The sequence below is a fragment of the Brevundimonas sp. genome (assembly GCF_046299595.1).
Classification (GTDB): domain Bacteria; phylum Pseudomonadota; class Alphaproteobacteria; order Caulobacterales; family Caulobacteraceae; genus Brevundimonas.
Genome location: NZ_JBKBHQ010000001.1, coordinates 1651765 through 1674125 on the forward strand (window position 1 = coordinate 1651765; position 22361 = coordinate 1674125).

Here is a 22361-nt window from a genome sequence, read left to right on the forward strand (position 1 = left end):
GTAGTCGGAAGGATCGTCGGGACACCGTAGAGCCACTTGCGCACCGGGAAAAGCGCCCTTGGCCGCAAACGGCATAGCTTGCGACTAGCTGCGATAGTCCCCGTTGATCTCGATGTAGCCCTTGGTCAGATCGCAGGTCCACACCGTGGCCGAGGCCCGGCCCTCGCCAACGAACACCCCGATCTCGATCTCGTCGCGCTTCATGTAGTCGTCCAGCGCCGCCACATCGATCCCGGCCACGGGCGCGCCGTCGCGGGCCAGGGCGTGGGGGCCGAAGCTGACACCGATGCGCTCGCGGTCGATGGGCTCGTCGGTCTTGCCCACGGCCATGACGATGCGGCCCCAGTTGGCGTCCTCGCCCGCAAGCGCGGTCTTGACCAGCGGGCTCTCGGCGATGGCCTTGGCCAGCCTGCGCGCCGAGGCCGGCGAGCGGGCGCCATCGACGGTAACGCGCACGAACTTGCGCGCGCCCTCGCCGTCACGCACCAGCATGTGCGCCAGCTTGAGCATCACCTCGTCGAGCGCGCGGGCGAAATCCTTGAGCCTGCGGTCGCCCACGCGCGCGATGCGCGGTGCGCCGGACGCACCGGTGGCAAACAGCAGGGCGGTGTCATTGGTCGAGGTGTCTCCGTCCACCGTCACCGAGTTGAAGGTGGTGCGAACGTGCAGCGACAGCAGGGTGTGCAGCACGCCCGGCGCGATGTCCGCATCGGTCACGATGAAGGCCAGCATGGTGGCCATGTCGGGCGCGATCATGCCCGAGCCCTTGGCCACGCCCGCCACCCGAACCCTGACTCCGTCGATGCGGCACTCGGCCACGGCGGCCTTGGGGAAGGTGTCGGTGGTCATGATGGCGCGCGCCGCGTCCGGCCAGCCCTCGGGGCTGAGGCCCTGTTCGATCGCGGGCAGGCGGGCGATGATCTTCTTTTCGTCCAGCACCACGCCGATGACGCCGGTGGAGGCGAGCATGACATCGCGCTGGCGACAGCCGAAGCGCTTGGCGATCTCGGCGGCGGTGCGCCGTGCGGCATCCGCGCCGAGCCGTCCTGTAAAGGCATTGGCACAGCCCGCATTGACGACCAGCGCGCGCGCCTCGCCATGGCCATCGGTCAGGTGGCGGCGGCACCAGTCCACGGGCGCGGAGCCGACCTGATGGCGGGTGAACACGCCCGCGCAGGACGTGCCCTTGCGAAAGCGCATCACCACCAGGTCGTGGCGGTCATGGGCATAGAAACCGGCGCGCGCCGTGGCGATCTCGACCCCTCCGATCACGCCGATCTCGGGCAGGGGCACGGCGAGAGGCGAGACGGCGAGCCCCGGCTTGCCCGGTGCCTCGGGTGCGGGCTTCGCAGCCACGCCCGCCGTGCGCTTGACCACCGAGGCGATGGGCTCCAGCGCCTTTTCCAGGGTCTGCTCGAAGGGATTGGGCGAGGACTTGCGGCTCATGAACCGGCCCCGTTCGCGGAGGGCTGTGAGGGCGTCGTTGCCGGCGCAGGCGCGGCGCGCGGTGCCGAGGCGGGCTCGCGCGGGGCACCGGGCACGGCGAGGGGATCGCCCTCCAGCATGATGCTGACGCGCGCGCGGCCGCGAAGCTGCTCCAGAAGCTGGCGCACACCGTCATAGGTCAGATAGCGCACGATCTGGGGCCGGGCCTGCTCAAGTGTGGGCGGGGTCTCGCGGCGGCGGTCCTCGATGCGCAGTATGCCAAAGCCGCCCTCAGTCTCGAACGGGCCGACCGTATCGCCCGCGCGCGCCGAGCCGATGGCGCGGGCATAGGCCTCAGGCATCACGTCGGTGGTGAAATAGCCCAGATCGCCGCCCTGAAAGCGGGTGGCCTCGTCGATGGAGCGCTCCATGGCCAGGGCCTCGAAGCTGGCCCCGGCATTGAGCAGGCTGATGATGGCGTCGGCCTGCTCGCGCGTGGCGGTCAGGATCAGGCGCGCGCGGATTTCCTCGGACTCGCGCGCCAGACGAAGCTGTTCCTCGTAGAGGGTGCGCACCGCCTGTTCGGAGATGGTGCCATCCACCACCGTCTCGACCAGCATGTCGCCCAGTATGCGCTCGCGCGTGGCCTGAAGGCGGCGGCGCGCCAGCGGGCTTTCGTGCAGGCCGCGTCGCTCGGCCTCGCGCGCCAGCAGCTTCTGGTCGATGACCTCATCTAGCACGCGGCGGAACAGGTCGGAGGTGATGTCGAGCGGCTCGCCCTCGCCGATCAGGCCCTGGGCCACCGCCTCGCGCTTGACGTCAGACGCCCAGATCACCTGATCCTGCACCCGTGCCACGGCGCGGTCGCCCGGCTCGGGCGGGCTGTCGGAGCCATCGCCCCTGCCGCACGCCGCCAGCAGCAGCGCCAGTGCCAGCACCAGCATCACCACGAGCGAACGCGCGCCCATCGCCTCTTGCAGCGGTCGGGGCGGAACCTTGGGCGCAAGCGGGGGGGCGAAGGCGGTCATGGAAGCGATCCTGATCCTGTGCGGCAGAGGGCGATAGGGCACCGGAAGCGCCTGCGACAAAGCCATGAGAACACGGGCTTTCGTTGACAGGCACCCGTGCGATGCTTAAGTCTCGCGCGCGCCCAAGTCGAGGGGTTTTGCAGGGTCTGTCAGGGCCGCAGCGCCCCGGCCCTTCCGGCGTCAGGACACCAAGAGCCAGACCTGAAACACGCCTGAACCGGTCACGCCAGAACCCAAGTCTTCAGACCCAACTCGCCACACCCGACTCGCCACACCCAACTCGCCAGACCCGAAACGTCCGACCTCACCACAACGTCCCACCTCACAGTACAGTGCGCCGCCCGCTCCCCCGACCGTAACGCCCACTGCCCGTCACTCTCACCTATTGCTCCTCGGAAACCTCATGCTCGGCTTTGCCAAGAAACTGTTCGGCTCCTCCAACGACCGCCAGGTCAAGGACTTCATGGCGCGGGTCCAGAAGATCAACGCGCTCGAGCCCCGGTTCGCGGCCCTGTCGGACGACGAGCTGCGCATGATGACCCAGACGTTCAAGGATCGTCTGGAAGGCGGCGAGAAGCTGGACGGCATACTGAACGAAGCCTTCGCCACGGTGCGCGAGGCGGCCAAGCGCACCCTGGGCCAGCGCCACTACGACGTGCAGCTGGTCGGGGGCATGATCCTGCACAAGGGCGGCATCGCCGAGATGCGCACCGGCGAGGGCAAGACGCTGGTGGCGACCGCGCCGGTCTATCTCAATGCCCTGACCGGCAAGGGCGTGCACGTGGTCACGGTCAACGACTATCTGGCGCGTCGCGATGCCGAGTGGATGGGCCGTGTCTATCGCTTCCTGGGCCTCGAGGTCGGTGTGATCGTGCACGGGCTGAGCCAGGGCCAGCGCCAGGCGGCATACGGCGCAGACATCACCTATGGCACCAACAACGAGTTCGGCTTCGACTATCTGCGTGACAATCTGGTCTACAACCGCATGGAGATGGCCCAGCGCGGCCACCACTTCGCCATCGTCGACGAGGTTGACTCGATCCTGATCGACGAGGCGCGCACGCCCCTGATCATCTCCGGTCCCACCGAGGACCGCTCGGAGTTCTATCGCACCATCGACCTGCTGGTGAAGGAACTGGTCAAGGACCCCGAGACCTTCGACCTCGACGAGAAGCACCGCCAGGCGCTGCTGACCGAAAAGGGCTCGGAGAAGATCGAGGACATCCTTGCCGAGGCCGGGCATCTGGCCCCCGATTCCACCGGCCTCTATGACCCGGTGAACATCAGCCTTGTTCACCACGTCAATCAGGCCCTGCGCGCCAACACCCTCTACACGCGCGACAAGGACTACATCGTCAAGGGCGGCGAGGTGATCCTGATCGACGAGTTCACCGGCCGCATGATGCAGGGCCGGCGCCTGTCGGAAGGTCTGCACCAGGCCATCGAGGCCAAGGAAGGCGCGGACATCCAGCCCGAGAACCAGACCCTCGCCTCGGTGACGATCCAGAACTACTTCCGCCTCTACGACAAGCTGTCGGGCATGACCGGCACGGCCGCAACCGAGGCGCAGGAGTTCATGGACATCTACAAGATGGACGTGCTCGAGGTGCCCACCAACCGGCCCATCCAGCGCATCGACGACGACGACGAGATCTATCGCACCAGTGCCGAGAAGAGCGCCGCCATCGTGCGCCTGATTGCCGACCGGCACGTCGCGGGCCAGCCCATTCTGGTGGGCACGGTCTCGATCGAGAAGTCCGAACAGCTCTCGACCCTGCTGGGGGCCTACGAGTGGAACGTCGAGGTGCTGCGCCTCAAGCCCGAGTTCGCCGACCAGGCCCGCGACCTGCTGGGCGAGCGGCGCTTCAAGAGCGTGTGGACGCGCCTTGAGGTCGAGACCGATTCCGTGGCCAACAAGCTGTTCGAGAAGCTGGGCGAGGACGCCTTCAGCATCGAGCCGCGCTCGGGCAGGGGCGTGCCGCACAATGTGCTCAATGCGCGCCACCACGAGCAGGAAGCCTTCATCGTCGCCGATGCGGGCCTGCCCGGCGCCGTGACCATCGCCACCAACATGGCCGGCAGGGGCACCGACATCCAGCTGGGCGGCAATCTGGAGATGCGGCTGGACCGCTGGCGCCAGGAACAGCGCGGCATGGGCATCGAGATCACCCCGGACAGCGAGGCGGCCGAGACCGAGCGCCTGCAAGCCGAGATCAACGAGAAGAAGGAAGAGGCGCTGGCCGCCGGCGGCCTGTTCGTGCTGGGCACCGAGCGCCACGAGAGCCGCCGCATCGACAACCAGCTGCGCGGACGCACCGGCCGCCAGGGCGATCCGGGCCGCTCGAAATTCTATCTGTCGTGCGAGGACGACCTGCTGCGCATCTTTGCCGGCGAGCGCCTCGAGACGATCATGCGCACCTTCGGCGTCAAGGACGGCGAGGCCATCACCCACCGCTGGCTGAACGGCGCCATCGAGACCTCGCAGAAGCGCGTCGAGCAGCGCAACTACGAGATCCGCAAGAACCTGCTCAAATACGACGACGTCGTGAACGAGCAGCGCAAGGCGGTGTTCGAGCAGCGCCAGGAGTTCCTCGATTCCGAAAGCCTGACTGAACTGGTGGACGAGTTCCGCCGCGACACCATCTCGGACATGGTCGAGCGGCACATGCCGCCCAAGGCCTATCACGAGCAGTGGGACATCGACGGGCTGGAGGAGCGGGTGCGCACCGTGCTCGGCCTCGATGTGCCGGTGCGCGACTGGGCCAATGAGGAAGGCGTGTCGAACGAGGAGGTCGAGGAGCGCCTTCAGGCCGCCGCCGAGATGCGTGCGCTGGAGCGCCGCGAGATCCTCGGCCCGGAACAGAACCGCTCGATCGAAAAGCAGTTCATGCTCCAGACGCTCGACCTGCAATGGCGCGAGCACCTGATGCATCTCGATCACCTGCGCGGGGTGATCGGCCTGCGCGGCTATGGACAGCGCGACCCGCTCAACGAGTACAAGACCGAGGCCTTCGCCCTGTTCGAGAACCTGCTGGTCAACCTGCGCCAGCACGTCACGCGCTGGCTGATGACGGTCGAGTTCCGCTTCGAGCCGCCGCCCCCGCCAATGGGCGAGATTCAGGAAATCCACCTCAACCCGCTGACGGGTGAGAACGAGATGACCAATCCCGCCGCCCAGAACCCCGAAGGGGGCCTGTCGGGCGAGGAGCGCGCGCGCATCCCGCACTCCATGCTGCCACCGGGCTGGGAGCGCACCTCGCGCAATGCGCCCTGCCCGTGCGGATCGGGACGCAAGTTCAAGCACTGTCACGGCGCACTGATGTAGATGAGGGGGCGCGCGAGATGAGCTACAAGTCCCTGTTCTCGCGCGCTCTGGCGTCCGACCCGCAGCGCCTGCATTTTGCGGCCCACAGCCATCACCTGTGGCCCGATGCCAGCTTCGAGGGCCATGTTCAGGCCTGGGCCGAGGCCGCCCACTTTGCCGATCGCAAATGGGACGTGATCTTTGCCGATGTGATCCCCGAGGCGCAGGGCCACATCGCGCGCGAGCTGAACCTGCCTGATACCTCGGGCCTGGTGTTCGCGCCCAACACCCACGATTTTCTGGTGCGCATCTTCTCGTCGGTGGAGCGCCGCCCGATCCGGGTGCTGAGCACGGACGGCGAGTTCCACTCGTTCCGCCGTCAGGCCGAGCGCTGGGCCGAGACGGGGCACATCGTGCTGGAGCGCGTGCCGGTCGCCCCCGTGGCCAGCCTCGGCGAGCGTCTGGTGGAGCGCGCGTCATCGGGCGCGTTTGACGTGGTGCTGGTCAGCCAGGTGTTCTTCCGCTCAGGGCTGGTGCTGGACGGGCTGGAGGCGCTGGCGGCGCTGTCACAGCCCGAAGGCCCTATGGTCGTGATCGACGGCTATCACGGCTTCATGGCCAGCCCGACCGATCTGTCGGGCGTGGCGGATCGCGTGTTCTATATGTCGGGCGGATACAAATACGCCATGGCTGGCGAGGGCGCGGCCTTTCTGCATGCGCCCGCAGGCTTTGGCCCGTGCCCCGAGGTGACGGGCTGGTTCGCCGAGTTCGGAAACCTTCAGGGACCGCCCGGCGGCGTCGGGCACCTTGCCGATGGCGGGCGCTTCTGGGGGGCGACCTTTGATGCCACGGGGCTCTATCGCTTCAATGCGGTGCGACGGATGCTGGACGAGCAGGGGCTGGATACCGCCCGCATCAGTGCCCACGCCCACACCCTGATGGGCCAGTTTCAGAGCGCGGTGCGCGAGGGGCGGGCCGGGGCGCTGGACCGGGCCGAACTGATCAATCCTCTGGATGCAGGGCAAGGCAGCGTGCGCGCGCGCTTTCTGGCGTTCCGCCATGCCGATGCCCAGGGCTGGAAGGCCGCCCTGATGGACGCCAATGTCATCACCGATGTGCGTGATGACGTGATCCGCTTCGGCTTTGGCCTCTATCAGGACGAGGACGATGTGGCGCGCCTGATAGAGGCGTGCGCGCGCATCATCCGCTAGGGTGGCGTTCTAGAAGAACACCGTCTCATCGTCCTGGCGCGGCTGGGGCGCGGTGCGCGGCGTGCGCGGGGCGCTGGGCGCAGGCGTTGCCGGAGGCGCGGGCCGCGCGCTGCTCTCGCCGGGCGTGACCTCGGGCAGGGCGCCGTCCTCGAAGCGCTGTTCGGGCAGGGTGCGGGCCGGGGCCTCGCCCTGACCGGGAGGCAGATCGAACTCGGGCGCAGGCAGGGGCGCGCTGCCGCCCTCGACGCCGGCCTCGCGCACGCGGTCGGGCGCATCGAGATCGTCGCGGATGAACACCCACGAGCGCGCATCGGTGCAGGCGCAGGCCTTCAGAAAGCCCTCGCGGTCGCGCCAGATCACCAGCGGATAGCCCGTGGGCACGCCCGCCCCGCGCAGCAGCTGCTCGAGCCGGGTCACGAAGTCGCGGCTGGCGTCCACCACGGCGGCGCGCGCGATGGTGTTGTCGGCGGAAGGGATGCCCGTGGCGGTCCAGTTGCGCGCGGGCGTGGCCGTCCAGCGCTGATAGAGTGCCCAGTCGCGCGAGATCCACAGCTCGGCCACGGTGGCGCGCTCGGCGGCGGTGGACTGGGCCAGACCCTCGCGGTCACGCCGGGCAAACACGATCACGCGCGGCTCGACCCCGGCGGCGCGCAGCTTGGGAAACTCCTCCAGCTCAAAGCGCTGGCCCGAGGCGCTGTCGCGATAGGTGATCATGTAGAGCGGCTCGCCGCCCCCGCCCGCGCTCAGCCATGAGGCCTCGTCGAGCAGGCGCTGGATCTCGGCCTGATTGCGCGTGATGGTCACGGGCTGGAAACGCGCGTGGAAATGCCAGTAGGCCCAGTAGCCCCCGCCGGCGACGAGCACACCGATCAGCAGCGCGAGCGCGCTCCAGATGAAAAATCGACGCATGACGCGGCGGCACTCCGCACTGTGAACCTTTCGCTTACCATAGCGCCTGTTTGCGCCTTGCGAAGGGGGCACGCATCTGGCGCGAATTCCGCCGCCGCGCGCAGCGTCAGCGCATGGTCGGGATCACGAAGGAGCTGTCGGTGTGCTCAAGCTCGGAGTCGGGCCAGCGGGCCGTGACCGTCTTGGTCCTGGTCCAGAAGCGCACGCCTTCCATGCCGTGCTGGTTGATGTCGCCGAAGGCCGAGCGCTTCCAGCCCCCGAAGGTGTGATAGGCGACCGGCACGGGGATGGGCACATTGATGCCGACCATGCCCACCTGGACGCGGGCGGCAAAGTCGCGCGCGGCGCGCCCGTTCTGGGTGAAGATGGCCACGCCGTTGCCGTACTGGTGGCGCGAGGGCAGGGAAAGCGCCTCCTCGAAGCTTGTGGCGCGCACGATCTGCAGCACGGGGCCGAAGATCTCTTCCCTGTAGGAGGCCATCTCGGGGCGGACGTGATCGAACAGGCTGGGGCCGATGAAATAGCCGTTCTCATAGCCCTGCAGCGAGAAGTCGCGCCCGTCGATGACCAGCTCGGCCCCCTCCTCGACGCCCTTGTCGATCCAGCCGGTGACGCGCGCGCGGTGCTGGGCGGTGACGACGGGGCCGTAGTGGGCATCCGCGTCGGTGGAGATGCCGACCTTGAGGCTAGGGATTTCGGCCACGAGGCGCTCGCGCAGGGTGTCGGCGGTCTTTTCGCCCACGGGCACCACCACGGGCAGGGCCATGCAGCGCTCGCCCGCCGAGCCGAAGGCCGCGCCGGTCAGGTCGCGCACCACCTGATCCATGTCCGCATCGGGCAGGACGATGCCGTGGTTCTTGGCCCCGCCCATGGCCTGCACGCGTTTTCCGTGGGCCGCGCCGGTGTGATAGACATAGTGGGCGATGTCGGACGAGCCGACGAAGCTGATCGCATGGACATCGGGGTGGGTCAGGATCGCGTCCACCGCCACCTTGTCGCCGTGGATCACATTGAGCACGCCTGCAGGCGCGCCCGCCTCCATCATCAGCTCGGCCAGACGCACCGGCACAGAGGGGTCACGCTCGGAGGGCTTGAGCACGAAGGTGTTGCCCACCGCGATCGCCACGCCGAACATCCACATCGGGATCATGGCCGGGAAGTTGAAGGGCGTGATGCCCGCCACCACGCCCAGCGGCTGGCGCATGGAATAGACGTCGATGCCGGGGCCTGCGCCCCAGGTGTATTCGCCCTTGAGCGCGTGGGGGATGCCGCAGGCGAACTCGATCACCTCAAGGCCGCGCTGGATGTCGCCTTTCGAGTCCGCGATCACCTTGCCGTGCTCGGAAGACAGAAGCTCGGCCAGAGAGTCCATATTGGCCTCGACCAGACGCTTGAACTCGAACAGCACGCGCGCGCGCCGCTGGGGATTGGTCGAGGACCAGCCCTCGAAGGCGCCCTGTGCCGCCGCGATCGCGCGGGCGACCTCGGCCTCGCTGGCCAGCTGCACGCGCGCCTGCACCTCGCCGGTGTTGGGGTTGAACACGTCACCGAAGCGGCCCGAGGCGCCGGTGAACGCGCTGCCATTGATGAAGTGCTGAATGTCGCGCATGAGCCCTGCCCTGTTGTTTCCGGTGGGTGTGTCGTTGAGCGCGCCGCGCGCGCTGCTGGCGGTTTAGCGTGGGCATGGCGGCGGTTCCAGTGCGCGCGCCCGCGCACACCGGAAAAACCGCCGTCTCGGCAGGTTCAGGGCTGTTGCAGGTAGCGATCCAGCCAGCCCATCACCTCGCCGTGCCACTGCAGCGAGTTCTGCGGGCGCAGCACCCAGTGGTTCTCGTCGGGGAAGTAGAGGAAGCGGCTCTCGATGCCCCGGCGTTGCAGAGCCGTGAAGGCGCCGATGGACTGGTCGGTGGGCACGCGGAAGTCGAGCCCGCCCTGGATCACCAGCATGGGCGTGTTCCAGTTGCCGACGTGATTGACCGGGTTGAAGCGCTCATAGCCCTCGGGGTTCTCCCAGGGCGTGCCGCCGAACTCCCACTCGGTGAACCACAGCTCCTCGGTGGAATAGCCCATGAAGCGCGTGTCGAAGACGCCATCGTGATTGACGAGGCAGCGCCACGGCTCGCCCCAGTTGCCCGCGATCCAGTTGATCATGTAGCCGCCGTAGGACGCGCCCAGAGCGCAGGCGCGATCCCCGTCGAGGAAGTCATAGGTGGAAAGCGCGTGGGCCCAGCCGCGTTGCAGGTCTTCCAGCGGACGATCCGCCCAGTGGCCCGAGATGGCGTCGGTGAAGGCCTGACCATAGCCGGTGGAGCCGTGGAAATCGATCATCACCACCGCATAGCCGCGCCCGGCATAGGTCTGGGCGTTCCAGCGATAGTGGAAGAAGTTGCCGAACGAGCCCTGCGGCCCGCCATGGATCAGGAAGGCGACGGGATAGCGCTGTCCCTCCACATAGTCGGCGGGACGCACGACATAGCCGTGGACCGTGCCGCCGTTCCAGCCGCTGAAGGTGAACTGCTCGTACTCGCCGAAGGTGACGCCCGCCAGTTCGGCGGCGTTGTGGCTGGTGATCTGGCGCGGCATTTCGCGGCCGCGATAGGTCTTGACGAACAGGTCCGCAGGCCGGTCGAGCTGATCGTGGGCAAAGACGAAGCCTGAGGGCGTCAGGTCAAAGCCGCTGACCTGACCGGGGCCGGTGATCGGCACCACCTGGCCATTGCGCACATCGATGGAGAACAGGCGCGTCTGGCCCACATCCTGGGCCGTGACGAAAAGCTGGCGACCGTCGCGCGACCAGCGCAGCGTGCCCGCCGAGCGGTCCCAGTCGGCAGCGACCTCGCGCACCGCGCCGGTTCGCATGTCGCGCACCATGATGCGATAGCGGTCGGACTCGAAGCCCGGACGGCTCATGGCGCGATAGGCCAGATAGCGGCCATCGGGCGAGAAGGCGGGACCGGCGTCGCGGGCCGGATTGTCGGCGGTCAGGTTCTGGCGCTCGCCACCTGACAGCGGCTGGAGGAACAGGTCGAAATTGGTCGACCACGGCTCGGTGCGCCCGGCCTCGCGGCCCGAGAACACGATGCCCTGGCTGTCGGGCGTGAAGATGAAGTCCTCCTCGCCGCCGAAGGGCCGCGAGGGCACATCGCCGTCGAAGCCGCGCGTGGCCCACTGGGGCTCGCCGGTGGCGCGGCCGTCCGCACCGATGCTCTGGACGAAGACGTGATTGCGCTTGCCGTCCTTCCAAACGTCCCAGTGGCGCACGAACAGCTGGTCATAGACCTGGCCCGAGGTCGGGCGCGCGGCCTCGGCGGCATCGCGCTCAGTCGTGCAGGCGAGGGTGTAGCAGTCGGGGAACACGGCGAGGCCGACCGCGATACGGCGGCCATCGGGGCTGATGCGGAAGGTCTGGACGCCGATGGGCAGGTCGGTGACCTGGACCGGATCGGTGCCCGCGGCGCTGCTGCGCCACACCTGGGCGCGGCCCGAGCGCGAGGAGATGAAATAGAGGTGCCCGTCAGAACTCCAGCGGGCATGGCTGGCCCCGCCGTCCGAGATGGCCAGGCGGCGCGGCTCGGCACTGCCGCTCAGGTCTGCCAGCCAGATGCTGACCACACCGCGATTGTTGGCCAGATCGGTGGCGCGCACCGCATAGGCCACATGGCGCCCGTCAGGCGAGACCTGCGGGTCGGAGACGCGGTTGAGGCCGATCAGGTCTTCATAGGTGAAAGGGCGCGCCTCGGCCGCCGTGCCCATGGCGCCGAAGCCGAGGCCTGCGGCCACGACAGCGGCGAGGACGGCGCGAATCACCGGTCCTGCGGGCTTCCTGCGTGCGGGCGACGGCTGGCGGGCGGCAACGTCGAGGGGCTCTGAGCGGACAGTCATGGGCGTCTCCCGGGCATTTTCTGACCTTGAAGCCAGACGGTTAGCACAGGGCGTGCGCGCCGGTCACGCACCGTGGTCGTGCAAAAGTCGTGGAGCCCTGCAAGCGGTGCCCGCCGGGCACTTGCCAAAGGCCCTGCCGCCGTCGAAAGCTGGCAGGGTGATGGTGATCCTCGATGACATCCGCGAGCGGGCAGACCCGGCCTCCGGCGCTGATGCCGGTGCCGGCTCCGGGGGGCGTCGTCACATCGTGGACGTGCTCATCGCCGAGCGCGCGCCGCGCCTGACGCGCAATCCCCTGTGGCCGCTGATCCGCCCGGCGCTCTATGCCATGCTCGACTATGGCAAGGCGCGGCGCATGGCCGATGCCATCGCGCCCCTGTCGGGCGAGGCGGCGCTGCTCTACTGCTCGGAGCTGCTGCAGCTCGAGGTCATGGCCCTTCTGCTCGATCGCGTGCCCGCCACGGGGCGCTGTGTGGTGGTGTGCAACCATCCCACGGGCATCGCCGATGGCCTGGCGGTGTTCGACGCCCTGCGCCGGGTGCGCGGTGATGCCATCTTCTTTGCCAATGCCGATGCCCTGCGCGTCTGTCCGCGCCTGTCGGAAACCGTGATCCCGGTCGAGTGGGTCGAGGCCAAGCGCACGCGCGAAAAGACCCGCGCCACGCTCGATGCCGCGCGCCGCGCCTTCGAGGACGAGCGGGCCGTGGTGCTGTTTCCCGCCGGGCGGCTGGCACGGGTGGCGGGCGATGGCCAGCTGACCGATCCGCCGTGGGCCGCCACCGCCGTGACACTGGCGCGCAAGTACAAGGCCCCCATCGTGCCGATCCATGTCTCGGGGCCCTATTCCAGGCTGTTCCACCTGTTCGACAGGGTTTCGGAGGAACTGCGCGACGTGACGCTGTTTCACGAGCTGCTCAACAAGCGCGGCCAGCGCTTCCGCCTGACGGTCGGCCCGCCGGTGGAGGCCAGCCGCCTCGACCCGGATGCGGCGCGCGCGACCTATGCGCTCAAGGCCTATGTGGAGCGCGTCCTGCCCGGCCAGCCTGATGCGGTCTGTTCATGAGGGCGGTCTGTTCATGAGCCCTGTGCGCGTGCGTCTTTCGGGCGAGGGGGAGACCATCGCTCTGGGCCGGGCGCTGGCGCCCCTGATGGACAGGGGCGTGGCCCTGTGCCTGTTTGGCGAGCTGGGGGCGGGCAAGTCGACCCTGGCGCGCGCCCTGATCCGCGCCCTGACGCGGCCCGACGAGGACGTGCCCTCGCCGACCTTCACCCTGGTGCAGACCTATGAAGGCGCGCTGGCGCTGGCCCATTTCGATCTCTACCGGCTGGGCGATGCGTCCGAAGTTGACGAACTGGGGCTGCATGAGGCGCTGGAGGACGGGGCGGTTATCATCGAATGGCCCGAGCGGCTGGACGGCGACCTGCCGCCCGATCGCATCGAGGTGCACCTGTCCCATGCGGGCGAGGGGCGCGAGGCGAGGCTCGAAGGCCATGGGCGCGTGCGCGCAGGTCTCGGGGATGCCTTCCTTTCGGCAGGGCTGGACGAGGTGACATGAGCGGGACGCGAGGCGAAATCATCGAGGCATTTCTGGATGCGGCAGGCGTGGCCGATGCCGCGCGCGAGGCCCTGCCCGGCGATGCCTCCACGCGCCGCTACGTGCGCCTGACCTTGCCGGGTTCTCTGGCAGACTCTCTGGCAGATTCTCTGGCGGGGGCGCGCAGGCTGATGCTGATGGACCAGCCGCCCGGCGCGGAAGCGGTGATCTGTCAGCCGCACTTCAGCGAGGCCGAGCGGCTGGCGGCGGGCTGGAACGCCACGGCACGGCTGTCGGGCGGTTCGGTCGCGGCCTTTGTTGCGGTGGCCGATCACCTGCGCGCGCTGGGGCTGTCCGCGCCCGAGGTGATCGCGTTCGATGCGGGCGCGGGCCTCGCGCTGATCGAAGACTTCGGCGACGGGCTCTATGCGCGCGCGCTGGAAGGGGGCGCCAACGAGGAGAGCCTCTATCGCGCGGCGGTCGAGGTGCTGGCCCACCTGCACGAGACGGCGCCGCCGCAACAGCTGCTCGCCGGGGCGACACCGTGGCCGGTGCTTGAATACGATGGGCTGGCGCTGAAGGCGGGGGCGGACCTGTTCGTGCAGTGGTGGCCGCAGTATCGCGGCGCAGGCATCATCCCGGACGGCTGGCCCGACGGCTGGCCCGATGGCTGGGATGAGGTGACCGCGCCGCTGGTGCGCGAGGGCGAGGGCGAGGGCGAGGGCGGTGGGCGGGTGCTGGTGCACCGGGACTATCACGCCGAGAACCTTCTGTGGCTGGCCGGGCGCGAGGGCCTGGCGCGCACCGGGCTGATCGACTTTCAGGACGCGGTGGCCGGTCACCCAAGCTGGGACCTGCACAGCCTGTTGCAGGATGCGCGCCGCGATGTGGACCCGCAGCTTCAGGAGCGCATGATCGCCCATTATCTGTCGCTGCGCCCGCAGGTGGACGAGGCGGCGTTCCGGCGGGCCTATCGCGCGCTGGCGACACTCAATGCCCTGAGGATCCTTGGCATCTTCGCCCGGCTGGTCGTGCGCGACGGCAAGACCCGCTATGCCGGTTTCATGGGCCGGATGTGGGGCCATCTGGACCGCAATCTGGCCGCGCCCGAACTGGAGCCGCTGCGCGCCTGGCTTGAGGTGCGCGGTCTGGGGCCACAGGGGGCACTGCGATGAGCGGCGGGATCGATACGGCCATGGTGCTGGCGGCGGGGCTGGGCACGCGCATGAGGCCCCTGACCGATGACCGGCCCAAGGCGCTGGTCGAGGTGGGCGGCAGGGCCCTGATCGATCATGTGCTGGACCGGCTGATCGCGGCGGGGGTGCGGCGGGCGGTGGTCAATGTGCACTGGTTCGCGGACCGGCTGGAAGCGCATCTTGGCGCGCGCCGCGACATCGAGATCGTGATCTCGGACGAGCGCGAGGCCCTGCTGGAGACCGGCGGCGGGCTCAAGAAGGCGCGCGATCTGCTGGGCGAGGCACCGGTGTTCGTGGCCAATATAGACAGCGTCTGGATCGACCGGGGCGATGCGCTGACCGCGCTGAAGGCGGCATGGCGGCCCGAGGCCATGGACGCATGCCTGCTGCTGGCCCCGCGCGAGGGCGCCATCGGCTTTCCCGGGGCGGGCGACTTCTTTCTGGAGGATGATGGAAGGCTGCGCTTTCGCGGCGAATCCGCGCGTGCGCCCCATGCCTATATGGGCGTGCACATTACCCGGCCCGACATCACCGAAGGCGTGGCCGAGGCACGCTTCTCGCTGACGCCCCTGTGGCGAGAGGCGGCGGCGCGCGGGCGGCTGCACGGCGTGCTGATGGACGGCATCTGGATGCACGTCGGCGATCCGCAGGCACGCGACGAGGCCGAGCAGCGGCTGGCTGAGTGCGGGACGGGCGGGCATGGGGCGAAAGGCGCGTGAGCCGCTTCGACCCGTTCGCCAGGCCTGCGCCGCGCTGGTTCTCCATTGCCAGCGAGCGCAGCTTTCTCGACGATCTGGCCGCAGGCCTGCTGGAGTGGACCGACGCTTCCGGCCCCGAGGCGCTGGGCGAGGCGCTGATCCTGCTGCCCAATCGCCGCGCCGCGCGCCTGATGACCGATGCCTTTGCGCGCCGCGCCACCGATCGCCCGCGCCTGCTGCCCATGGTGCGTGCGCTCGGCGATCTGGAGGGCGACGAGCCGCCGTTCGCGCCCGGCGGCATCGGGGACGACCTGCCCCCGGCCATCGGCGCGCTGGCGCGGCGCTTCGAGCTGGCGGGTCTGGTGGCGCGCGAGCAGCACCGGCTGGGGCGCGGAGAACTGTCGGTCAGCCAGCAGCTCGACATGGCCGATGCCGTGGGCCGCCTGCTCGATTCCTGCCAGATCGAGGAAGTCGCCGGGCTTGATCGGCTGCACGATCTTGCCGGGACGGACATGGCGGCGCATCTGGCCGAGCACTGGCGCGGCGCGGCCGGTTTTCTCGCGGCGGTGGCGCAGGCGTGGAGCGAGCGGCTGGACGCGCTGGGCCTGATGGACGTGAGCGCGCGGCGTGTGCGCCTGCTCAATGCCCTGGCCCGCCAGTGGCAGGAGATGCCGCCCGCCCATCCGGTCATCGCGGCAGGCTCCACCGGCACCGTGCCTGCGGCCGCAAGGGTGCTGGGCACGGTCGCGGGGTTTGATCGCGGGGCGGTTGTGCTGCCGGGTCTTGATCTGAGCCTCGACGAGAGCGCGTGGCAGGCGCTGGAGCCCGCCCATCCGCAATATGCCATGAAGCGCCTGCTGGAGCGCCACGAAATGCTGCGCGAGCAGGTCCGCGCCTGGCCGGGCTCCGACGGGGCGCTGGACGCACGCTCCAGCCGCCGGGCCCTGATCTCTGAAAGCCTCAAGCCGCCCGAAGCTACCCACGACTGGTACGAGGCCATCCAGCGGATGAAGGGCGAGCGCGTGCTGGAGCGGGGCCTTGAGGGACTGAAGCTGGTCGAGGGCGAGCACGAGGAACACGCCGCGTTGCTGGCCGCCACCTTGATGCGCGAGGCGGTGGAGCAGGACGGCCTGACCTGTGCCCTGGTGGCCCCCGATCCGGTGTTCGCGCGCCGGGTGCAGGCGCGCCTGTCGCGCTGGGGCCTGCAAGCCGACAGCTCGGCGGGCACGCCCCTGGCCATGAGCGCCATCGGTGCCCTGATCGACCAGCTTGTCGCCCTGGCCTGCGAGCGCTTTTCCGCAGCCACGGTGCTGGCGGTGCTGCGCGCCCCGGCCACGCGACTGGGCCTCGAAGACGAGACGCGCGCACGCGGTGTGGAGGCGCTGGAGCGTCTTGCCCTGACCGGTCCCCGGCCCGCCTCGCCCGATGTTGTCCGTGCACGGATCATGGCAGTGGCAGCCCATGAGGGCGAGGAAGCGCGAAGGGCGGAGGTGCGCGCGGACGCTCTGGCTGTCTGGGACGCCCTGTGCGAGGCCCTGGCCCCGGTGCTGGCCCTGCGCGGCGCGGATGCGATCCCCCTGGCAGACGGGGCACGGGCCGTGGCCGCCAGCATCGAGGCGCTGGCACGCCTTTCCGGCGCAGAGGCCGAGAGCAGCGGTGACGGGGCCTTTCGAGGGGCCTCGGGCGAGGCGGCGGCGCGGCTGCTGAGCGAACTGATGGGTGAGGGCGCGCGCCTGGCGCCCCTGTCGCGCCACTGCCTGCAAAGGCTGATGCGCCAGCTTCTGATCGAGGAGGTGGTGCGCACCGGCGGGCCGGTTCATCCGCGCCTGCGAATTCTGGGCAGCATCGAGGCGCGGCTCTATCGCGCCGACCGCATGATCCTGAGCGGTCTGGAGGAGGGGGTGTGGCCCCCCGCCGCCCCCGTCGATCCCTTCCTCTCGCGGCCCATGCGCGCGGCCATCGGCCTGCCCAGCCCCGAGCGGCGCATCGGCCTGTCGGCCCACGACTTTGCCCAGTCGGCCCATGCGCGCGAGGTGGTGCTGCTGCACACGCGCCGGGCTGCGGACAAGCCCTCGGTGCGCTCGCGCTGGCTGTGGCGGCTGCAGACCCTGATCCGCGGCGCAGGCGAGAAGCTGAGCACGCCTGACGGTCTGCAGGCCATGGCCGCCGCCCTCGATGCGCCCGCGCGCACCGTGCCGTCCTCGCTGCTGCCCGCCGAGCGCCCCTGTCCGAAGCCGCCGGTCCCTGCCCGGCCCATGAGGCTGTCGGTGACGCGCGTGGAGGAGTGGCTGCGCGATCCCTATTCGGCCTATGCGCGGCACATACTGAAGCTGTTTGCACGCCCGCTGCCCGACGAAGTGGCCGATGTGCGCCTGCGCGGCACGGCCATCCACCAGGCCATGGAGGCGTTTGCGCGCGCGTGGAGCGAGGCGGACAGCGCGCAGGGGCGCGAGCGTTTCGCGGCGCTCTATCTGGATGCCCTGCGCGAGCACGGGCTGGACGAGAGCGCCCTTCACGCCGAGAGCGTGTTCGCTTCCCGTCTGGGGAACTGGATTGTGGACTTCGAGATGCAGCGGCGCGCTGTGGCCAGGCGCATCGTGCTGGAGGAAAAGGGCGAGACGCGCATCAGCACACGTGCGGGCGCGTTCACCCTCACGGCCAAGAGCGACCGCATGGAACTGTCGGACGCTGGCCTCGCCATCATCGACTACAAGACCGGCACGCCGCCCGATGCGCGCCAGGTTCGCGAGGGCTGGGCTCCGCAGCTGCCGCTGAGCGCCGTGGTGGCCGAGCGCGGGGGCTTTGGCTCCATCGGTGAGGCTGCGGTGCACGCGCTCGAATATGTGCAGGTCACCGGCCGCGCGCCGCCCGCGCGCATCGTGCCTGCGATCCGGCCTGCGCGCGGTGAGGACGAGCCGCCCTTTCGCGAGGTGATCCATGATGCGCTGGCGGGCCTGATCGCGCGGGTGGAGGCCTTTGCGGACGAGAGCGTGGGCTATCTGTCGCGGGTGCGTCCGAACCGGCACGGCTCGGACTACGATCACTTGGCGCGCTTTCACGAGTGGTCCACCCAGGGCGAGGACGCCGAGGGCGATGACGAGAGCGGGGGCCAGTCATGAGCGACGCGCTGCGCATGCAGGCCATGGCCGCCGATCCGGCGCTCAACGCCTTCGTCACGGCCAATGCGGGCTCGGGGAAGACGCGCACCCTGGTCGACCGGGTGGGCCGTCTGCTGCTGGCGGGGGCGGCACCCGGTGCCGTGCTGTGCCTGACCTTCACCAAGGCGGCGGCGTCCGAGATGCAGCAGCGCCTGTTCGAGCGCCTCGGGGCCTGGGCCGTGGCCAGCAACGATGATCTGCGCACCGCCCTCGCCGCCCTCGAGGGGTGCGAGCCCGCGAGTCTGGAAGCGCGCCACCTGCGCCGTGCCCGCCAGCTTTTCGCCCGCGCCCTGGAGACGCCCGGCGGACTGAAGATCCAGACCATTCATGCCTTCTGCGAACAGCTCCTGCGCCGCTTTCCGCTGGAGGCGGGTGTCTCGCCCTCGTTCACGGCCATCGACGAGGCGGAAGCCGCGGCCCTGCGTGCCGAGGCGCGCGATCTGGTGCTGGAGCTGGGGCGCAGCGGCGGGCATCGCGCCCTTGCCGAGGCTTTCGAGCGGCTGTCCGTGCGGCTGGGACAGCCGGGGCTGGAGGCCCTGTTCGGCGAGATCGAAGCGGCCCGCGATGCTCTGCACGCCCAGCTGGAGGCCGCCGCCGGATCGGGCGGGATCGAGGCCCAGCTCATGGCCGATTTCGAGATCGACACCCTGAGCGAGGAGGCGTGCCTCGGAGCTGTCTTTGCGCCCGAAGCCTTTGACGCCGGGCGCTGGCAGGCGCTGGCAGAGGCCCTGCATGCTTGCGAGAAAAGCACCGACAGGCAGCAGGGACAGCGGATGCTGGATGTGCTCGCGCACCTGCCCGATGAGCCCGCTGCGGCGCTGGAAGCGGCCCTGTCGGTGTTCTTCACCCAGAAGAGAGAGGCCCGCAACAGGCTGATCACCAAGGACGCCGCCACGAGCCTGCCCTACGCGCTCGATTATCTGGGCTCCGAGACCGAGCGGTTTGCAGGTGCGCGCGAGCGGATGGGGCGGATCAGGACGGCGGCGGTGACGCGCGACGTGCTGGTGCTGGCCCAGGCCTATCTGGCGATATTCCGTGAACTGAAGGATGCGCGCGGCCTGATCGATTTCGGTGACCAGATCGCCCGAGCCCGCGATCTTCTGACCCGGCACGGGGGGGCGGCCTGGGTGCTCTACAAGCTCGACGGCGGTATCGAGCATATTCTCGTGGACGAGGCGCAGGATACCTCTCCGGCGCAGTGGGACATCATCCGTGCCCTGAGCGGAGAGTTCTTCGCGGGCGAAGGCGTGCGCGAGGATGACCGGCGTACCCTGTTCGTGGTGGGCGACGAAAAGCAGTCGATCTTCTCGTTCCAGGGTGCCGCGCCCGAACGCCTGTTGCAGGAGGCGCAGCACTATCAGAAGACGGTCGAGGGCAGCGGGCGCGCGTTCAAGGTGGTGAGCCTGCTCAGCTCGTGGCGCTCCACGCCCGAAATTCTCGCCCTTGTCGACCGGGTGTTCGGCGAGCCCGAGCGCGCGCTCGCCCTGTCACCGGGCTTGGTGCCGGGCGGGGATATGGAGTTCAGGAACGCACCGACCCATCAGGCGCGGCGCGTGGATGCGGGCACCATCGACATCTGGCCGCTGGAGCGCGAACAGGCCCCGGAGGTGCGCGATGCCTGGGCCGTGCCCGATCCGGTCCATGCCCGCGACAGTGCGGTGCGCACCCTGGCGCGCAAGCTGGCCTGCGAAATCAGGGCCATGGTGACGCGCGGCGAGCGGGTGTTCGACCGCGAGAGCGGCGAGGCAAGGGCGGCCACTTACGGCGATGTGATGGTGCTGGTCTCCAAGCGCGGGGCCATGTTCGAGACCCTGCTGCGCGAGATGAAGCGCGAAGGCGTGCCCGTGGCCGGAAGCGACCGGCTCAAGCTGGCGGCACACCCCTGCTATCTCGACCTGATCGCGCTGGGCCGCGCGGCCCTGTCGCCAACGGACGACCTGACCCTGGCGGGCGTGCTGCGCTCGCCCTTGTGCGATGTCAGCGAGGACTCCCTGTTCCGGCTCGCCTTTGATCGCGGCAACATGAGCCTGTGGGCGCGCATGGCGGCGCTGGAGCCCGGTGCCCACGGCCTCGGCCCCGAGGATGTCGCGGCGCTGGGCGAGGCGCGCGAGCTGATCACATGGTTTCAGGGCGAGGCCCGGCGCTGCCCCGCCTTCGAGCTTTACGCCCGCCTGCTTTCGCGCCGCGACGCCTGCGGCCTGACCTGGCGCCAGCGGTTCGTGACGCGCATCGGCATCGAGGCCGAGGACGCGCTGAACGCCTTTCTCGATCTGGTGCGCGCGCGCGAGAACCGCGCCGTCACCGATCTGGAGCGCACCCTGGCCGAGCTGTCGCGCATCGAACCTGAGCTGAAGCGCGAGATGGAGGAGAGCCACGGCCGCGTGCGGGTCATGACCGCCCATGCTTCCAAGGGACTGGAAGCGCCCATCGTGATCCTGCCCGACATGCTGGCGACGGGCCGCTCGGGCAGGAAGCTGCTGTTCGACGCGAACGGCCATGCGCTCTGGAAGCTGGGCGGTGACGAGGGGCGATGTGAGCGGGTGGATGCGGCGAGGGCACGCGACACGCTGCGTGCCGAACAGGAGAGCCTGCGCCTTCTCTATGTGGGGCTGACCCGCGCGCGCGACCGGCTGATCCTGGCTGCGCGTGCCAGCGTGAGGGATGACGGGACGCGCGGATGGTGGGGCGCGGTGCAGGCGGCGGCGGCCGGCGCGCGCGAGGCCACCTCGGCCAGCGGCATCGCGATCCGGCGCATCGGGGCCGAGCCGGAGCCCGTCGCCGCGCGCGCGAAGGAGCGCGTTGAGCCTGCGGCCCTGCCGCGCTGGCTGGAGATGCCCGCAAGGGCGGAGCAGGCGCGCAGCTACAGTGCGCCCTCGCGCCTCGATGGGAATGACGACGACCTGCCCGTGCCCTCGCCCATGGCGCGCACCATGGGCCTTGACCGCTTTCGGCGTGGCATACTGATCCACCGGCTGCTGGAGCGTCTGGCCGATGTGCCGGCCCGTGAGCGTCAGCGGCTGGGCGAGCGGATGCTGGCACGCGAGCCGGGCGTGAGCGAGGCGGCGCGCGCGGAAATGCTCGCAGCGGCGCTGCAGGTGATGGAGGATGCCCGCTTTGCCCATGTCTTCGGGCCGGGCTCGCGCGCGGAGGTGCCGCTGGTGGGCCGCAGCGGGGCCCTGCCAGAGCCGATGCTGGTTTCGGCGCGCATCGACCGGCTGGTGATCACGCCGGACAGGGTGCTGGCGGTGGACTTCAAGACCCAGCGCCCCGCCCCCGACAGCGAAGTCGGCGTCGATCAGGCCGCCATCACCCAGATGGCCGTCTATGGCGCGGTGCTGGCCGAGCTTTTTCCCCGCAGGCAGATCGCGACGGCGCTTCTGTTCACCGACGGCCCGCGCCTGATCGAGATCAAGGCGTCCACGCGGGACGCAGCGCTGGAGCGCCTGCGCCAGACTGGGCGCCAGATCGGGCGCCAGACTGGGCGCCAGATCGGGCGCGAGAGCGGCGAGGGCTGACGGGCGACTTGACCTGACCGCCCCTACGCCCCAAGTCTGGGGCGACAGAGCACGGCTCCAGACGAGGATCAGACATGCCGACAGTGAAAGTGACCGACGACAGCTTCGAGGCGGAGGTGCTGCGCGCGTCCAAGCCGGTGCTGGTGGACTTCTGGGCCGAGTGGTGCGCGCCGTGCAAGCAGATCGGCCCGGCGCTGGAACAGATCGCCGACGAGATGGCGGGCGAGCTGATCGTGGCCAAGGTGGACATCGAGGACAGCCCCATGACGCCTTCCAAGCTGGGCGTGCGCGGCGTGCCGACCCTGATGGTGTTCCGCGACGGCGACATGGTGGCCGTGCGCGCGGGCGCCATGCAGAAGGGCAAGATCATCGAGTGGCTGGCCGAGAACGGCGTCAGCACCTCGGGCTGACCTGCCGCCGTCAGGCCCGTCGCCTCAAGACACGAAAAAGGCCGGAAGGGGCGATCCCTCCCGGCCTTTTTGCTGTGCATCGCCGCGCTG

14 protein-coding genes are annotated in these 22361 nt (G+C 69.6%); 9 read left to right on the forward strand and 5 right to left on the reverse strand.

Annotated elements, in window-relative coordinates; all coding sequences use genetic code 11:
• Positions 1 to 84: 84 nt before the first annotated feature.
• Both argJ and ACK4E3_RS08175 read right to left on the reverse strand, forming a co-directional pair.
• Complete coding sequence (gene argJ, locus ACK4E3_RS08170) at positions 85 to 1446, reverse strand: bifunctional glutamate N-acetyltransferase/amino-acid acetyltransferase ArgJ (protein WP_409698975.1); 1362 nt, start codon at positions 1444 to 1446, stop codon at positions 85 to 87.
• A complete protein-coding gene (locus ACK4E3_RS08175) occupies positions 1443 to 2369 on the reverse strand; it encodes a peptidyl-prolyl cis-trans isomerase (RefSeq protein WP_409701184.1) in 927 nt (308 codons plus the stop codon). The genes argJ and ACK4E3_RS08175 overlap by 4 nt, the downstream gene beginning before the upstream one ends.
• Before the next feature lie 487 nt (positions 2370 to 2856).
• On the opposite strand from ACK4E3_RS08175, the gene secA reads away from it, so the two are divergent.
• Entirely contained in the window at positions 2857 to 5778 is a 2922-nt protein-coding gene (gene secA, locus ACK4E3_RS08180; protein ID WP_409698978.1) for a preprotein translocase subunit SecA, read from the forward strand.
• Between the two features lie 17 nt (positions 5779 to 5795).
• Positions 5796 to 6968, forward strand: coding sequence for a class V aminotransferase (locus tag ACK4E3_RS08185; RefSeq protein WP_409698981.1), 1173 nt, complete (start codon positions 5796 to 5798; stop codon positions 6966 to 6968).
• Positions 6969 to 6977: 9 nt separating this feature from the next.
• Here the strand turns inward: ACK4E3_RS08185 and ACK4E3_RS08190 are convergent, their stop codons facing one another.
• The 3 genes from ACK4E3_RS08190 to ACK4E3_RS08200 all read right to left on the reverse strand — a co-directional run bounded on the left by ACK4E3_RS08190 (position 6978) and on the right by ACK4E3_RS08200 (position 11759).
• A complete protein-coding gene (locus tag ACK4E3_RS08190; RefSeq protein WP_409698984.1) occupies positions 6978 to 7877 on the reverse strand; it encodes a hypothetical protein in 900 nt (299 codons plus the stop codon).
• 106 nt (positions 7878 to 7983) lie between these two features.
• Entirely contained in the window at positions 7984 to 9486 is a 1503-nt protein-coding gene (locus tag ACK4E3_RS08195) for a CoA-acylating methylmalonate-semialdehyde dehydrogenase (RefSeq protein WP_409698987.1), read from the reverse strand.
• 134 nt (positions 9487 to 9620) lie between these two features.
• Positions 9621 to 11759, reverse strand: a complete 2139-nt coding sequence (locus ACK4E3_RS08200) for a prolyl oligopeptidase family serine peptidase (protein WP_409698989.1) — start codon at positions 11757 to 11759, stop codon at positions 9621 to 9623.
• 160 nt (positions 11760 to 11919) lie between these two features.
• Between ACK4E3_RS08200 and ACK4E3_RS08205 the strand changes: the two genes are divergently transcribed.
• The 7 genes from ACK4E3_RS08205 (at position 11920) to trxA (ending at position 22271) form a co-directional block, all read left to right on the forward strand.
• Positions 11920 to 12822: a 1-acyl-sn-glycerol-3-phosphate acyltransferase gene (locus ACK4E3_RS08205; RefSeq protein ID WP_409698992.1), complete on the forward strand. Its 903-nt coding sequence runs from the start codon at positions 11920 to 11922 to the stop codon at positions 12820 to 12822.
• A 13-nt stretch (positions 12823 to 12835) separates the two neighbouring features.
• Positions 12836 to 13315, forward strand: a complete 480-nt coding sequence (gene tsaE, locus ACK4E3_RS08210) for a tRNA (adenosine(37)-N6)-threonylcarbamoyltransferase complex ATPase subunit type 1 TsaE (protein ID WP_409698995.1) — start codon at positions 12836 to 12838, stop codon at positions 13313 to 13315.
• Positions 13312 to 14469, forward strand: a complete 1158-nt coding sequence (locus ACK4E3_RS08215; RefSeq protein WP_409698998.1) for an aminoglycoside phosphotransferase family protein — start codon at positions 13312 to 13314, stop codon at positions 14467 to 14469. Before tsaE ends, ACK4E3_RS08215 begins: the two co-directional genes overlap by 4 nt.
• Positions 14466 to 15209 (forward strand): N-acetylmuramate alpha-1-phosphate uridylyltransferase MurU, encoded by a 744-nt coding sequence (murU, locus tag ACK4E3_RS08220; protein ID WP_409699000.1) that lies wholly within the window; start codon positions 14466 to 14468, stop codon positions 15207 to 15209. The genes ACK4E3_RS08215 and murU overlap by 4 nt, the downstream gene beginning before the upstream one ends.
• A complete protein-coding gene (addB, locus tag ACK4E3_RS08225) occupies positions 15206 to 18307 on the forward strand; it encodes a double-strand break repair protein AddB (RefSeq protein WP_409699003.1) in 3102 nt (1033 codons plus the stop codon). Before murU ends, addB begins: the two co-directional genes overlap by 4 nt.
• The gene (addA, locus tag ACK4E3_RS08230) at positions 18304 to 21861 is read left to right on the forward strand and encodes a double-strand break repair helicase AddA (protein ID WP_409699006.1); all 3558 of its coding nucleotides are present in this window, start codon (positions 18304 to 18306) and stop codon (positions 21859 to 21861) included. Before addB ends, addA begins: the two co-directional genes overlap by 4 nt.
• A 74-nt stretch (positions 21862 to 21935) precedes the next feature.
• Positions 21936 to 22271, forward strand: coding sequence for a thioredoxin (gene trxA / locus ACK4E3_RS08235; RefSeq protein WP_409699009.1), 336 nt, complete (start codon positions 21936 to 21938; stop codon positions 22269 to 22271).
• The last annotated feature ends 90 nt before the right edge of the window (positions 22272 to 22361 follow it).

What these genes read in the sequence shown, in the direction of transcription:
- ACK4E3_RS08190 (WP_409698984.1), bottom strand. Translation starts at nt 7,877, where the DNA reads ATGCGTCGATTTTTCATCTGGAGCGCGCTCGCGCTGCTGATCGGTGTG.
- tsaE (WP_409698995.1), top strand. Translation starts at nt 12,836, where the DNA reads ATGAGCCCTGTGCGCGTGCGTCTTTCGGGCGAGGGGGAGACCATCGCT.
- ACK4E3_RS08205 (WP_409698992.1), top strand. Translation starts at nt 11,920, where the DNA reads ATGGTGATCCTCGATGACATCCGCGAGCGGGCAGACCCGGCCTCCGGC.
- addA (WP_409699006.1), top strand. Translation starts at nt 18,304, where the DNA reads ATGAGCGACGCGCTGCGCATGCAGGCCATGGCCGCCGATCCGGCGCTC.
- ACK4E3_RS08200 (WP_409698989.1), bottom strand. Translation starts at nt 11,759, where the DNA reads ATGACTGTCCGCTCAGAGCCCCTCGACGTTGCCGCCCGCCAGCCGTCG.
- ACK4E3_RS08175 (WP_409701184.1), bottom strand. Translation starts at nt 2,369, where the DNA reads ATGCTGGTGCTGGCACTGGCGCTGCTGCTGGCGGCGTGCGGCAGGGGC.
- ACK4E3_RS08195 (WP_409698987.1), bottom strand. Translation starts at nt 9,486, where the DNA reads ATGCGCGACATTCAGCACTTCATCAATGGCAGCGCGTTCACCGGCGCC.
- murU (WP_409699000.1), top strand. Translation starts at nt 14,466, where the DNA reads ATGAGCGGCGGGATCGATACGGCCATGGTGCTGGCGGCGGGGCTGGGC.
- secA (WP_409698978.1), top strand. Translation starts at nt 2,857, where the DNA reads ATGCTCGGCTTTGCCAAGAAACTGTTCGGCTCCTCCAACGACCGCCAG.
- trxA (WP_409699009.1), top strand. Translation starts at nt 21,936, where the DNA reads ATGCCGACAGTGAAAGTGACCGACGACAGCTTCGAGGCGGAGGTGCTG.
- ACK4E3_RS08185 (WP_409698981.1), top strand. Translation starts at nt 5,796, where the DNA reads ATGAGCTACAAGTCCCTGTTCTCGCGCGCTCTGGCGTCCGACCCGCAG.
- argJ (WP_409698975.1), bottom strand. Translation starts at nt 1,446, where the DNA reads ATGAGCCGCAAGTCCTCGCCCAATCCCTTCGAGCAGACCCTGGAAAAG.
- ACK4E3_RS08215 (WP_409698998.1), top strand. Translation starts at nt 13,312, where the DNA reads ATGAGCGGGACGCGAGGCGAAATCATCGAGGCATTTCTGGATGCGGCA.